Source organism: Chryseobacterium cucumeris, from assembly GCF_016775705.1.
In the GTDB taxonomy this organism is placed as follows: domain Bacteria; phylum Bacteroidota; class Bacteroidia; order Flavobacteriales; family Weeksellaceae; genus Chryseobacterium; species Chryseobacterium cupriresistens.
Genome location: NZ_CP068760.1, coordinates 810,216 through 823,375, shown reverse-complemented (window position 1 = coordinate 823,375; position 13,160 = coordinate 810,216). Strand labels below are relative to the sequence as shown.

The window sequence follows — 13,160 nt, the reverse complement described above, 5'->3', positions numbered from 1 at the left end:
GTGCCTAAATTTTTTATGGTTCTTTCTGAAGAACTACAAATGCCGGGAAGTGATCACTGTAGCCTCCTGTGAACTGGTCTCCATTCCAGGATCTGAAAGGATATCCTTTATAATTTCCTTCTTTATTAACGAGATAAGCCGGGGCAAAGATTTCTGTTTTATACACAGAATATTCTTTAGTCACCTGATCTGAAATTACATTTTTAGAAACAATAATCTGGTCAAAAAGGTTAGGAGCGTCCTGATAAGCCAGAGAAGCAACTCCTTTCTTATATAAAGGATACATCAGATTAAGATAAGGTGTTTCCTCGCTTAAGTCTTTTGGATTCGCCTGAGCTTTCAGGTGGTTTTTTAAACTTGGGCTTACAGGGTCATCATTAAAGTCACCCATTGCGAAAAGCTTCGTCGTTGGGTCTGCAGCTCTTACACTGTCCATTTGTTGTTTTAATAAGGCTGCAGCTGCATTTCTTTTAGGTAGAGAAATGGCTTCACCACCTCTTCTTGAAGGCCAGTGGTTCATGAAAAATGCTACTTTTTCATTATCTAAAAATCCTATTACCACAAGGATATCTCTTGTATATTCTCTTCTTCCGTTGTCACCGTAAATAACCAGTTCTTTTTTTAATGAATTGGTAGGGGTGAATCTTCTTTTCTGATAGATCAGTGCTACGTCGATTCCTCGGTAATCATAAGAATTGTAGTGTATAATTCCGTAATCATATTTTTTTAAGGCAGGTTCATTCACAAGATCCTGGATTACCTGTCTGTTTTCAACCTCAATCAAGCCTACTACTGCCGGAGCTGTTTTGGTATACTGAGCTCCCATTTCAGAAATTACCTTAGCTTCGTTAGCCAGTTTTGCTTTATAAATTTTACTTCCGTAATTCTTTGGGCTTTTTGGGGTAAATTCTTCAGAACCCCCTTGTTCTCTTACTACTTTTTTACCAATTAAAGCCCCGTCACTCCATGGCCCGTCATATTTTTCAGCTTCAAGAAACTTAATAGAATCCATAGGAATACTTCTGTGGAATGCCGGATTCTTAATATCCTTGGTTCCGTCTATATAATCTGCTGAACGAATAGTATCCCAAAGGTTTTCTACATTTAAGAAACCTACGGTTGCTACTTTTCTCAGTTTTCCTTGTTGTTGGGAGAATGCCACGATCGAAATAAACAGGGCAAACAGACTCGAAAATCTCTTCATCTCTTTGGAGTTTTATTATTCTATTATTACAAATTTACTTTTTTTTAACTCACTGCGTTTTAAATATTTGTAAATTTAAAAGCAGTAATTCGAATCTCTCTTTTATAATGATTCTTAAAAGATTGCAATGTTAAGAAAAAAATACGTTAAAAAAGTTCTGGATTGCAAAATTTGTTTAAATTTGTGCCCCCAACTTTTAAACTGTTGAAAATTAACAATAAAAGTATTAAAAAAATAAATATACTCATGATTAAAAAATTATCATTGATCTCTTTATTTACCTTGCTGCCTGCGTCATATTATTATGCGCAGACAACAGTGTTTGCGTATCTTAAGGATGCGGAAGGCAAGCCCGTTGAGCAGGCAAGTGTAGATTTAAAAGGAGCAGGAAATGATGCAAAGGCAGACAAAATCGGATATTTCCAATTTACGGATTTGATGCCCGGACATTATCAGATTATGGTTACAAAACCCAATTTTGAAACTAAAATTTTTGAATTTGACGTAACCAGTGATGAGAAAAGAAAAGATCTTGGAGTAATTACTCTTTATTCTGCATTAAATGGTGCAGATCAGGGGTTGGCTATCATAGAAGATTCTGGGGAAAGCGATAGCGGTGGTGCACAGCAGACTGCAACTGTGGGGCTATTACAGTCATCTCAGGATGTTTTCAACAGAATGGCAAGTTTTGATTTAGGTCCCTACTGGTTCCGTCCAAGAGGAATTGACAGCAGAACAGGTGAAAATATGATCAATGGAGTTTCTATGGCCGCTGCAGATAATGGAGATGTAGACTTCAGCACCTGGGGAGGATTGAACGAAATTACCCGTTACCCGGAAATTGCAGCTAATCATGCCCCTTCAGAATATGCTTTCGGAGGAACTACCGGAGTATTTTATAAGAATACAAAAGCCAGCGAATACAGAAAAGGAAGTCAGTTGACATACTCTCTGACCAACAGAAATTACAGGAACAGACTATCTTACAGATTCTCTTCCGGAATGAACAAGAACGGATGGGCATTTACCGGAATGATTGCCAGAAGATGGGCACAGGAAGGGATCCAGGATGGTACTGCTTATGATGCATACAGTGGATATCTTGGTATTGAAAAAAAATTCAGTGATAGCCATACCATGACTTTAAATGCCATTGGGTCCAAATATGCAAGAAGCTCTTCAAGTCCAAGTACTCAGGAAGTATATGATTTCAGAGGTGTTCATTACAACTCGTATTGGGGATGGCAAAACGGAGATAAAAGAAATGAAAGAGTGAAAAGAGGTTTCCAGCCGATGATTCAATTACAGGATTTCTGGAAAATTAATAAAAACTCTCAGCTATGGACATCTGTTTCTTACCAGTTTGGGAAAGAATACAGTTCAAGACTGGACTGGTACAGAGCCAACAACCCGTCTCCAACGTATTACCGTAATCTACCAAGTTATTGGTTAAACTATACAAATCCGTCTCCTGAGCAGGCTGCCAATATCGGAATCACAAGAGACTGGTGGACGAATGATGATCAGTCACACACACAGATCAACTGGGATAATCTTTATAATGCCAACCGAAACGTAGAATACAATGCGTTATTAGGGGGACGAAGAGCAGCTTATTATCTCGTTGATGATGTAAAAGACGATAAAGTATGGAATGTGTCTACGCACTATACCTATAACTTCACCGATACTTCCCGTTTTATTTTAAATTTATCTTATCAGAATTACAGATCTGAGCAGTACAGAGAAGTAAATGACCTTCTGGGTGCTGATTTTGCCCTGAATATGGATCCATTTGCATCCAACACCACTGCAGGAAGTGTTTGGGGAAAATTCAATACAAGAGAAAGCGATACTGATGTTGCCAAAAGAGAGGGGGATAAAATCGGGTACAGCTATATTTTCAGAAGACAGGAATTCAAAATAAACCCCGCTTTCAAATTCTCCACAGGAAAATTTGATGTTTTCATCTCGGGATTATTCGGTTACACGACAAACAGCAGAGAAGGATTGTTCCAACACTATCTGTATGAGTCTTCTTATGGTAAAGGTGCAGATCAGAATTTCTGGAATGCAGGCGTTAAAGGTCAGGTTACCTATAAAATCAATGGAAGAAACTTCCTGGTTTATAACGGAGCTTACTTCTCGCAGTCTCCTTTCCTGAATGATATTTACTTTAATACAAGAGTAAGTGGTGTTACCACTCCTGGGATCAAAAATGTTGTTGTTGATGCCAATGACCTGAGCTATGTAATCTCTACTCCGATTGTTAAACTTAGATTGACCGGTTATCTTGTTAACACCCAAAACGAAACAAGTGTACAAAGATATTTCGCACAGGGAGTTAAACTGACAAACCTTACTGAGAGTGGTGATCAGGCTCCGGTTCAGGATGGTGCTTTCATTACGCAGGTACTGGCAGGAGCCAATAAGAGAAATATGGGGATTGAACTGGGTGCACAGGTAAAAGTGACGCCTACTTTAACGGCAAGTGGTTTATTAAGCTTAGGACAATACACTTATACTAATAATCCTACCGTTTATTTTGCATCTGATGCTGTTGGAACGTTCAGAGAGCTTGACGGGAACGGAAATATCGTATCAAGATCTTATACCAATATGGGCGAAGCAACGCTTAAAAATTACAGACAGGGTGGAACTCCTCAGGAGGCATATACACTAGGTCTTCGTTACAGTAGCCCTAAATACTGGTGGTTAGGAGCAACATGGAACTATTTCGGGCATTCATTCCTTGATCCGTCTCCGGTAACCAGAACCGCAAGATTCTATACCAATCCTAACACACCTGGAGTTCCTTATGATCAGGTAACTGATGAAGAACTTGCAAGAGTTCTTACACCTACAAAGCTTCCTTCAGCATTCTTCTTCAATGTCAATGCAGGGAAGTCCTGGATGATTGGTAAGTATTATGTATTGGTGTCTGCATCGGTTAATAACATCCTTAATAACAGAAATTATATTACAGGAGGATTTGAGCAGACCAGAAACGTTAACTATATTGATTATGCAAATGATTACGACAGCGGAAATATGGTATTCGCTCCAAAGTATTGGTATAATCAGGGTAGATCTTATTTTGTTAATCTTCAATTCAGATTCTAAAAAACTAAAATTAAAAATCGAAAACAATGAAAAATATATATTTTAAAGCGGCGATCTTTAGTGCTATTTCAATGCTGGCATTCTCGTCTTGTGTAAAAACTGATGATTATGAGGTACCGGAAATCAAATGTACCAACAAATTTGCTGCAGCTAATCACCCGTTATCAGAAATTGTAACTATTGCAAAGGCAAAACCAGGAGAAGCCGACATCATTAAGGAAGATTTCATCGTGGAAGCTTATGTCTCTTCAAGTGATGAGTCTTCAAATCTTTACAAAATGATGTTTCTTCAGGATAAACCTGAAAACCCGACACAAGGGATTGAAATTGATATCGATGGGGGAAATCAGTATCTTGATTATCCTATTGGAGCTTTAGTAAGAATCAACCTGAAAGGATTGATCGTTCAGGGAGTTAATGGAAACATTAAAGTAGGTTCTTATGACCCTAACTATCCTATTGGAAGAATCAACCCTAATAAACTATCCAATTACATGGCAAGAGTTTGTGATGGACAAAAGCCTGTAGTAGCTGCAATGAAGCCATTAGAGTTCAACTCTATCTCTGATGCTTTGAAAAACGGTGCTCATATCAATCAGCTTGTAAAAATTAAAAATGTTCAGTTTGAAGAGCCTGAACTGACCAAAAATTTTGCTGACGAATCTGCAACAGGTGATCGTTATATTACGGATAAAAAAGCAGGTAGATTAGATCTTCGTTTCAGCAACTATTCAACGTTTGCGAAATCTCCTATCTCTCCTAAATATGAAAAAAGTGGTGATATCGTTCTTCTTCTGAGCCGTTTTACAAGCTCAAATAACGCAACGGTTTTCACAGATCAGGCTTATATAAGAGATCTTAATGATATTAACTTCCCGAATGCCAGATTCACTCCAGGTCAGCCGGAACTTCCATCTGCTAATGCTGTCAATCTTTTCCCGAGCTCTGATTTCGAGAACTGGCCATCTTTCCTGTCAAGTTTAAATAGCTTTGGGCTTATCTCTTATGCATCTCAAGGTATTGGTTTGGGATATAATGATACAAACTCCCTTCAGATTAAAGGTACACCTGGTAACAATGACTATGTATTTACAGCGAATGCGGCATCAGGAATACCAGCAGCTCCGAAGAGAATTACAATGTATATTAAAGGGACCGCATCAGGAAAATCACTTTCTTTCAACGTATACAGAGCAACACCGTTGGCTCCTAATACCTCTGCTTTCTATACATTCAATTTAGCAACATTCTCTACAGGTGCTACTTTAAGCCCGGAAAGTACGAATTCATATAACGGATCGATCAACACGAACGGACAATGGAGACTGATTGAGCTTACGCTTACAGGCCTTACCGATCTTAATACTACCGCTGGAAAACCAATGTTTGCCCTTAAAACAGGAAAAGACGGTGTGTATGATCTTCAGATTGATAATATCAAAATCGAGTAATTCATTAGGATAAAATATATTCTAATACACACTTTATAAAAATCGGGCAGCTTTCAAGCTGCCCGATTTTATTTTAATAGTGGATATTAAATCAATTAAGGATTTAATACTTTTATCTCTAAAAAACAGAAACTATATTAAGATGGAATATTTCATTTATGCATTAAATCATACTTACACCGATGAATCTCATACAGATACTAAATTTCTTGGATTTTCTAATAGTATTGAAAACTTAGAAAAGTTGAAAGCCAAAGCAATTGTTCTACCTGGATTTAGAGATTATCCCGAATCATTTGTTACCGATTGTTATATTCTGGATAAGATACATTGGAATGAAGGATTTCTGGAGGTCATTGGTGAAATTGGACGTGACTACATTGAAAAAGGTGACGACATAGATGCCAACTGTATTTCAATAAAAGAATTAGGCTTAAATACGGTTTTCAGTGTCAGCCATTATTATACAATACATACTTTTCTGGATGACGAAAGATATATCGGAGTATTTTCATCTTTAAAAAAAGCAGAAAAAGCTATTGAAGAACTGAAAGACAAGCCTGGTTTTAAAGATCATCAGAATGATTTTAATATAAGTGAGTTAGACCTTGATATTCTTTTATGGTCTACGGGATTTTGAGATATTAAAAAGCAAAAACCACTGAAGTCTATCTGGATGCAGTGGTTTTTTTATTTTCTTTTATTTAACCGTAATCGTTGGATCCCAGTAAAAGTAACCGTACAGAATCTGTTTGTTACTGTCATTCGGATCTAAAATATAAAGTCCAAACTGTACATAGAAATTCTCTGTTCCTGTAGCTTTTACTTTAGAATCGATACTCGCAAAAGTAATATCAGCGCTGGCGGCAGGAAGACCGTTTTGAGAATTTAAATTAGGTACCGCAGCCTGTCTTCTTTCAACAGAATTGTACATAAAGCTGTTAAAAACCTGATCACCGGACCAGTATTTAATATTGTAGATGATCACAGCATCATCAGAATTTTGATAGATTGATGTTCCTCTGAAAGAAACTATATCTCCGGCTCTCGCACTGAAGTTCAGATCAGCTGTGCCCTGTCCGGAAATAGCGTTGGCATTTGAAACGATCATATGCTGGCTGTTATGATCAATTCCTGTAGGATTATTAGGATCCTTACTTGGATTTGGATAAGTAGATCTTACATAATCTGTGTCAATAACGATCAGGACATCAATTTCCTGACTGGATGATTTTAGTTCTATATCTTCCATGATATTTAGTTTTTGTCTGGTGTTTCTTACTCGTCTGGCTTTTCAGATTCCGCCCCGTTATTTAAGTGAATCCGGCTTCACTTTCCTGGTTGTAATTACAATACAAATGTACATTGCTGAAAATGAAAATAGTAGAGTGGAAATGCTGAAATTTTTGATTAGGTATTTGTACTTAATTAATCTCTTTGTAGTGATTTTTTGTCAGCCCAAAAAAATACCCTGAAAAATTTGACTTTCCAGGGTACCCATTTTATAATGGTTAAATCTAATTTTCGTTTAAAAAGAAACCTCGTTCACTTCTTTTCCTCTCTGAAAATTCATTGTTTTCTGGCTGCCTTTATAGGCAATGTTGACAATGTTGATCTGCTTAGGAAAAGCGCTTAAAAGGATCGTATTTTTAATCTTTAAGGTATTGATATCCGAAACACCTCCGGTTTCAAAATATACCCATACAGTTTCTCCGCTGACCTGACTTCCTGTGAAGGTAATCGTTTTAGGAGAGCCATTGACAAATACATCAAAATTATTGTTCACATATTTTTTTACCTCTGCTTCAAATCCTGCCGTATTAGGGTTGATTTTAATAGCGTCAGAGATATGGCTTGTATTCATTTTTGTGGTAAACTTCAATGTCTTGCTTCCATCAATATAGTCCACTTTGGTCATTGAAGAGAAAAAGTCTACATACATAAAACTCATTAACACAAAAAATGTTAAAATTCCTGATATATATAAAAGTTTTTTCATCTTAATTAATAGATTTACAATCATAGTTGTTCGTTATAAGTCACAAATAATATGCCAATTAAAAATTTACATTCACAGAATATTTGTCATAAAAAGCTTTAATATGTGCTACAGCCTCATCAGCAGTATCTACCACACGATAAAGTTCAAGATCATCTTCGGCAATCATTCCTTCTTTTAACAGAGTTGCCTTAAACCAATCCAGTAATCCTCCCCAGAATTCGCTTCCCACTAAAACGATTGGAAATTTTCCAATTTTATTGGTCTGAATCAGTGTCATCGCTTCCGTGAGTTCATCCAGCGTTCCGAATCCTCCAGGCATTACTACGAATCCCTGAGAGTATTTTACAAACATTACTTTTCTCACGAAAAAGTAATCAAAATTCATGGAATAAGATTTATTGATATAAGGATTGAAATGTTGTTCAAAAGGCAGATCAATATTAAGTCCTATAGATTTTCCTTTGGCATTAAAAGCTCCTTTATTCCCCGCTTCCATGATCCCCGGGCCGCCTCCGGTAATGATTCCGAAACCTAGCTTGGTAATCTTTTCAGCAATATCTACAGCCATTTCATAATATTTGTTCTCCGGCTTCAGTCGGGCAGAACCAAATATAGAAACACATGGGCCGATTTTAGCCAGTTTTTCATAGCCGTCTACAAACTCAGCCATGACCTTAAAGACCATCCAGCTGTCCTTGGTGATTGTTTCATCCCAGGTTTTCTGTCTGAAACTGTTATGTAGTTTTGTTTCGTTAATATCAAGTTCCGGATTTATTAAGCTTTCATCTCTGGTTTCATCAATTTCCATTGCAAAATTTATTTAAAGTGTTTTTCGGCTTCTATTACGGATGATGGTCTTCCAACGTCAATAAGAATGCTGTCATGTACAAAACCATGTATGTGCTCGGTTTGCATCAGATCCAGATATTCTTCCATAACAGAGAATTTGCCTGTTCTTTTTATTTTTTCAAAGATGACAGGATTGATACAATGAATTCCACTGAAAGCAAGGGCCTTAAAGCCTTTATTGAATTCAGCCAGCCTTTGTTCTCCGGTTTGCACATTGAGCCAGCCTCTCAAAACCATATCATCATTGAAAAGGAGTTTTCTCGAACTTTCTCTGTCCGAAACCGCTAAAGTAGCAAAATCTTTTATCTTTTTGTGGTATTCCACCAGAGCATTGATATTCAGGTCGGTGAGAATATCAGCGTTCATGATTAAAAAATCTTCTCCGTGATCAAGAAATTTTCTTGCAAATATCAAGCCGCCACCCGTTTCCAGCAGTTCGCTGGTCTCATCGGAGATTTCAATCTTGCATCCAAAATTATTGTTTTTATTCAGGAAATCAACAATTTGTTCTCCGAAATGATGAATGTTGATAACAAAATCCTTTATTCCGAAGCTTTTAAGGTAATTAATATTTCTTTCGAGAAGCGGAACTTCATTCACTTTTGCCAAAGCTTTCGGATGGTGATCTGTAAAAGGTTTCAATCTGGTACCTTTCCCTGCTGCGAAAATTAGAGCTTTCATTTTTTATAATTGATAAATGGTAATTGATGAATGATAATACTTTGTATCATCAATAAATGAAATTAAATCATTTATCAATGATCACTTATCGTTTATTTATTCAGTTGCGGTTGTTCATCGTGTTGAAGGGTGATTTCAGTACCTTCAGGATATTTTTCTTTGATAAATTCTGCAATTTTTATGGCACAATATACCGATCTGTGCTGTCCGCCTGTGCATCCGAAATTAATCTGCAGATGTTCAAAGCCTCTTTCTAAATAATTATCAATATTGATGGAAACGAGAGATTTTACCAGTTCTAAAAACTTTGGCATTTCCGTTTTTGTTTCCAGATATTCCTGAACTCCTATGTCATTTCCGGTCTGGATTTTATATTCTTCAACTCTTCCCGGATTTAAAATTCCACGGCAGTCGAAAGCGAACCCTCCGCCATTGCCTGAATTGTCTTTAGGGATTCCTCCTTTTTTGTATGAAAAACTGTGTATCTCGATGTGTAGCATATTCTTTTTTATCTTTTTTAAACCATTAAGGCTTATTTAGTAATGTTGAAGTCGCTTTGTACTTTGATCAAATATTTTCAATCTTGTCAGTCTGAGCGGAGCCAAAGGCTTATTTATTTATTATTTCTTCAATTTTTTGCTTTGCCTTCTCTGATGTCAGTTGCTGAATTACTTTCTGCAGTTCCGGGTAGTTGTTCATCTGTTGCCATGAATCTGCAAATTGAGTAATATTCTGAATTCCTTGCTCCAGACTGGCTATGAAATGCTGTTTCCTCTGGATCAGCCCCCGGAATCCGTAGGCTCCCAAAACTTGCAGAAATCGCATCATTTGTACAGGCATCACTGCATTTCTTAACTGAACCTTTGTTTCAGGATCTTCAAACTGCTCAATATAATATTGCAGCATTTCCTGTTTAAAATCGTCCGGGAAATTAGCTTTAGCCTGAAAAAGAAAAGAGATGACATCATACGTCAACGGACCTTTCATTGCCGATTGGTAATCGATGAAAGAGACCTCATTTCTTTCATTCACCATGATATTTCTTGCCTGAAAATCGCGGATCATAATTCCTTTAGGTTCAAGATTTTCAATAAGTACAGCAATTTTTTTGAACTCTTTAAGGAGAGTCGACTTGTTGTATTCAAGCTCCAGAAAATCGGCGACAAAATTTTTAAAATAATACAAATCATGAATCACAGGAAGCTCATCATAGCTTTCATATTCAAAGGTTCTGGAAAAGTCGATTTTACCTTGCGTCTGCATCTGCAGTTGGTAAAGCTTTTCTAAGGTCTGCTTAACCAAAGATTGTACAGTGGGAGACAAGTGATCTTTTGCAATTACCTCAGAAAGAGTTTGCTGCCCCAAAAATTCCTGGATATACATCTTTCTGTCCTCTGAAACAGCAAGGATGGAAGGAGTATTAAGGCTCAGATCTGAGAATACCTGGGAATAGTAAAGAAAACTTTCATTTTCCGGGATATTTTCATTGTACGTGATAATGTATTTCTCGGTACCGGCAGCGGCCAGAAAATTGACCCTCGCGGATCCGCTTTGAGCTAATGTGACGAATTCGGAAGATTTTTTACCTAAATGGTTTTCAAAAAATCGTTTTGCGTTTTCAGAAGTCATAATATGGAACAAATATACTAAATTAACGTGAGTTGGAAATTATAGTGTAAAGAAGTGATTAAGAAGGTGGAAGAGCATGAGAATGGTAGTGTAGAATTTTGATTTTATTGAATGTTTTTATGAAAAATTTTAAGCCTTATAGGTTAAATTGGTTGTTTTTTACTTTTGGTTTTTAACTTTCTTTATTCAAATTCAGGATATTACAGGCTAATTTTTATCTTTGTAGTATGCTGAAAGACTTTAAACCTGTTTTAGGTATTTTATTGCGTTTTATTGTTATCTACCTGGTGTTGCTTTTTGCCTATCAGTTTTATCTGAATAGTGGGAAAGACTCCGGATTGGATTCTTTTTCAAGAATGATTGCCAGTCAGGTAACTTCTCTGCAGAACGCGATAGGTTATCCTACAGAACTTTATGACGATGTAAAGAACGAGCAGGTTTGGTTTTATGTTAAACAGAATTATGTGACGAGAATGGTGGAAGGGTGCAATGCCGTTTCTGTCATCATTTTATTTGTATCTTTTGTTTTTGCCTTTTATAAGGGAATGAAAACTTTTGTTTTTGTGGGAGCAGGACTAGTGTTATTATACATGATAAACCTTTTGAGAATAGTAGGGTTAAATATCGTGATGTCCGACCATAAGGAATATGGAAAGATGTTTCACGATTTTATTTTTCCTGCTATTATTTATGGAAGTGTAGTTGTCCTTTGGCTGATCTGGATTAAATTTTTTGCCTTAAAACATGAAAATTCTTAGCTGGTTTCTGGTGATCGCAGGCGTATGCGGATTGATAGGAGTAAGAGCTTTGGAAGGAACTCTTTTTTATGACCCTTTTTTAGACTACTTTCACGAAGCCAATAAACATATTGAATTCCCTGCCTTCGAATGGGGAAGACTGATTGCTGGTCATGTTTTCAGGTTTATTTTAAATCTTTTTTTTTCCTGTCTGATTATTTACGGCTTATTCAGAAATAAAGACTGGACAATACAGGGAGCAGTGATGATGATTGTCGTCTTTGTCATTACATTACCGATTTATCTGTATTGCATTCATAGTAAATTTGAAATAGGATATCTTTTTTCCTTTTATATGAGGAGATTCGTGATTCAGCCATTAATTATACTGCTGATTGTTCCGATGTTTTATTACAGAAAACAGATGATCAGTAAAGAAAGCAGGAAAAGCTAATCTGAATTTTATTCTTCCTCAATAATTGTGTGTTTATCGACACTCGTTACATTTTCCGGAGTCCATTCTACACGTTTGACGAAATCTTTTTCGCGGACAGGGCAGTCCTTGATCTGGCATACCGGGCATGAAATTGGTTTACAGTCATCCATATGAAAATTGAATTCAATCGTACGTTTAATGTTTTTGGCAAGGAGAATAATTACTTTTTCCATTTCATCATGAGCATCACGAAGGTCATAATACCACGGCAGGGTAATATGGGCATCAATATGTAAGGAGGAACCGAATTGCTGGATTTTCATATTGTGCACATCAATCCATTCTGTTTGTCTGTTTTCTTCAAGGATTTTAATCACCTGATTTAATATTTCAGGATCCTGTTCATCCATAATGCCACTCAGAGATTTTCGAACGATTTTATAGCCTACGAATATGATGTAAAGCCCAAAACTTAATGCTACTACAGAATCCAGCCAATAGATTTTGGTGAAGTAAACAATAATTAAACTGGCAACTACTCCGAGAGTTGTAATGGTATCGGACTGAAGATGCTTTCCGGATGAAATAAGAACCAGAGAATTTTCTCTTTCTCCTTTTTTAATAGAGATATATCCCAGCAGATAATTAATAACTGCTGTGGCAGCAATAATCCAGATCCCAAGATCAATTTTGCTTAGCGTTTTCCCTACAATAAGACTATGAATCCCTTCATAAATGATCATAACACCGGCAATAGCGATAAGGGCGCCCTCTATACCCGAAGTTACAAATTCTACTTTCCCATGGCCATAAGGATGGTCTTCATCTTTAGGTTTAGCCGCTAAATGAAGTGAATATAATCCCATAAATGCACTGATGACATTAACGATGCTTTCCATGGCATCAGAAAAAACAGCATCAGAATTAGTCAGTTTCCAGGCAATGATCTTTCCGATAAAAAGGATGATTCCAAATGTGGCAATAAGCTTTTGAAATCCTATTTTCTCTTTGTGGGTACTTTTCTGGGTGTTCATATAAGTGTTTGATA

At 36.7% G+C, this 13,160-nt stretch carries 13 protein-coding genes; 5 read left to right on the top strand and 8 right to left on the bottom strand.

Translation table 11 applies throughout. The features are described 5' to 3' along the window. Window positions 1-13 precede the first annotated feature (13 nt). Complete coding sequence (locus JNG87_RS03645; protein ID WP_202841754.1) at window positions 14-1,204, bottom strand: endonuclease; 1,191 nt, start codon at window positions 1,202-1,204, stop codon at window positions 14-16. 246 nt (window positions 1,205-1,450) lie between these two features. Between JNG87_RS03645 and JNG87_RS03640 the strand changes: the two genes are divergently transcribed. The 3 genes from JNG87_RS03640 (at window position 1,451) to JNG87_RS03630 (ending at window position 6,418) form a co-directional block, all read left to right on the top strand. Next, on the top strand, window positions 1,451-4,327 hold the full coding sequence (locus JNG87_RS03640; RefSeq protein ID WP_202841753.1) for a carboxypeptidase-like regulatory domain-containing protein: 2,877 nt from the start codon (window positions 1,451-1,453) through the stop codon (window positions 4,325-4,327). Between the two features lie 26 nt (window positions 4,328-4,353). Further along, window positions 4,354-5,778, top strand: a complete 1,425-nt coding sequence (locus JNG87_RS03635; RefSeq protein ID WP_202841752.1) for a DUF5689 domain-containing protein — start codon at window positions 4,354-4,356, stop codon at window positions 5,776-5,778. A gap of 142 nt (window positions 5,779-5,920) precedes the next feature. Further along, a complete protein-coding gene (locus JNG87_RS03630) occupies window positions 5,921-6,418 on the top strand; it encodes a hypothetical protein (RefSeq protein WP_202841751.1) in 498 nt (165 codons plus the stop codon). 60 nt (window positions 6,419-6,478) lie between these two features. Here JNG87_RS03630 and JNG87_RS03625 read toward each other — a convergent pair whose 3' ends face one another. From JNG87_RS03625 to JNG87_RS03600, 6 genes are all read right to left on the bottom strand, one after another. Beyond that, on the bottom strand, window positions 6,479-7,030 hold the full coding sequence (locus JNG87_RS03625) for an inclusion body family protein (protein WP_110008398.1): 552 nt from the start codon (window positions 7,028-7,030) through the stop codon (window positions 6,479-6,481). A gap of 276 nt (window positions 7,031-7,306) precedes the next feature. Then, window positions 7,307-7,777: a DUF6702 family protein gene (locus JNG87_RS03620; RefSeq protein WP_227941116.1), complete on the bottom strand. Its 471-nt coding sequence runs from the start codon at window positions 7,775-7,777 to the stop codon at window positions 7,307-7,309. A 58-nt stretch (window positions 7,778-7,835) separates the two neighbouring features. Beyond that, the gene (locus JNG87_RS03615; protein ID WP_110008400.1) at window positions 7,836-8,588 is read right to left on the bottom strand and encodes a TIGR00730 family Rossman fold protein; all 753 of its coding nucleotides are present in this window, start codon (window positions 8,586-8,588) and stop codon (window positions 7,836-7,838) included. Between the two features lie 8 nt (window positions 8,589-8,596). After that, window positions 8,597-9,310 (bottom strand): NDP-sugar synthase, encoded by a 714-nt coding sequence (locus JNG87_RS03610; RefSeq protein ID WP_202841749.1) that lies wholly within the window; start codon window positions 9,308-9,310, stop codon window positions 8,597-8,599. Window positions 9,311-9,402: 92 nt separating this feature from the next. Beyond that, window positions 9,403-9,810 carry an RNase adapter RapZ gene (locus JNG87_RS03605; protein ID WP_202841747.1) on the bottom strand — a complete coding sequence of 136 codons (408 nt, stop codon included), beginning with the start codon at window positions 9,808-9,810 and terminating at the stop codon, window positions 9,403-9,405. A 109-nt stretch (window positions 9,811-9,919) separates the two neighbouring features. Further along, window positions 9,920-10,939 (bottom strand): aminoglycoside phosphotransferase family protein, encoded by a 1,020-nt coding sequence (locus JNG87_RS03600; RefSeq protein WP_202841745.1) that lies wholly within the window; start codon window positions 10,937-10,939, stop codon window positions 9,920-9,922. Between the two features lie 227 nt (window positions 10,940-11,166). Here JNG87_RS03600 and xrtF point away from each other — a divergent pair, with 227 nt between their 5' ends. After that, window positions 11,167-11,697: an exosortase family protein XrtF gene (gene xrtF / locus JNG87_RS03595; protein WP_202841743.1), complete on the top strand. Its 531-nt coding sequence runs from the start codon at window positions 11,167-11,169 to the stop codon at window positions 11,695-11,697. Next, entirely contained in the window at window positions 11,684-12,130 is a 447-nt protein-coding gene (locus tag JNG87_RS03590) for an exosortase F system-associated membrane protein (RefSeq protein WP_202841741.1), read from the top strand. Before xrtF ends, JNG87_RS03590 begins: the two co-directional genes overlap by 14 nt. A gap of 8 nt (window positions 12,131-12,138) precedes the next feature. On the opposite strand, the gene JNG87_RS03585 is transcribed toward JNG87_RS03590, so the two are convergent. Continuing rightward, entirely contained in the window at window positions 12,139-13,146 is a 1,008-nt protein-coding gene (locus JNG87_RS03585) for a cation diffusion facilitator family transporter (protein WP_202841739.1), read from the bottom strand. Between the last annotated feature and the right edge of the window lie 14 nt (window positions 13,147-13,160).

Excerpts from the sequence above, each read along its gene's own strand:
- JNG87_RS03605 (WP_202841747.1), bottom strand. The coding sequence starts at position 9,810 with ATGCTACACATCGAGATACACAGTTTTTCATACAAAAAAGGAGGAATC.
- JNG87_RS03630 (WP_202841751.1), top strand. The coding sequence starts at position 5,921 with ATGGAATATTTCATTTATGCATTAAATCATACTTACACCGATGAATCT.
- JNG87_RS03635 (WP_202841752.1), top strand. The coding sequence starts at position 4,354 with ATGAAAAATATATATTTTAAAGCGGCGATCTTTAGTGCTATTTCAATG.
- JNG87_RS03600 (WP_202841745.1), bottom strand. The coding sequence starts at position 10,939 with ATGACTTCTGAAAACGCAAAACGATTTTTTGAAAACCATTTAGGTAAA.
- JNG87_RS03620 (WP_227941116.1), bottom strand. The coding sequence starts at position 7,777 with ATGAAAAAACTTTTATATATATCAGGAATTTTAACATTTTTTGTGTTA.
- JNG87_RS03615 (WP_110008400.1), bottom strand. The coding sequence starts at position 8,588 with ATGGAAATTGATGAAACCAGAGATGAAAGCTTAATAAATCCGGAACTT.
- JNG87_RS03610 (WP_202841749.1), bottom strand. The coding sequence starts at position 9,310 with ATGAAAGCTCTAATTTTCGCAGCAGGGAAAGGTACCAGATTGAAACCT.
- JNG87_RS03590 (WP_202841741.1), top strand. The coding sequence starts at position 11,684 with ATGAAAATTCTTAGCTGGTTTCTGGTGATCGCAGGCGTATGCGGATTG.
- JNG87_RS03640 (WP_202841753.1), top strand. The coding sequence starts at position 1,451 with ATGATTAAAAAATTATCATTGATCTCTTTATTTACCTTGCTGCCTGCG.
- JNG87_RS03625 (WP_110008398.1), bottom strand. The coding sequence starts at position 7,030 with ATGGAAGATATAGAACTAAAATCATCCAGTCAGGAAATTGATGTCCTG.
- xrtF (WP_202841743.1), top strand. The coding sequence starts at position 11,167 with ATGCTGAAAGACTTTAAACCTGTTTTAGGTATTTTATTGCGTTTTATT.
- JNG87_RS03585 (WP_202841739.1), bottom strand. The coding sequence starts at position 13,146 with ATGAACACCCAGAAAAGTACCCACAAAGAGAAAATAGGATTTCAAAAG.
- JNG87_RS03645 (WP_202841754.1), bottom strand. The coding sequence starts at position 1,204 with ATGAAGAGATTTTCGAGTCTGTTTGCCCTGTTTATTTCGATCGTGGCA.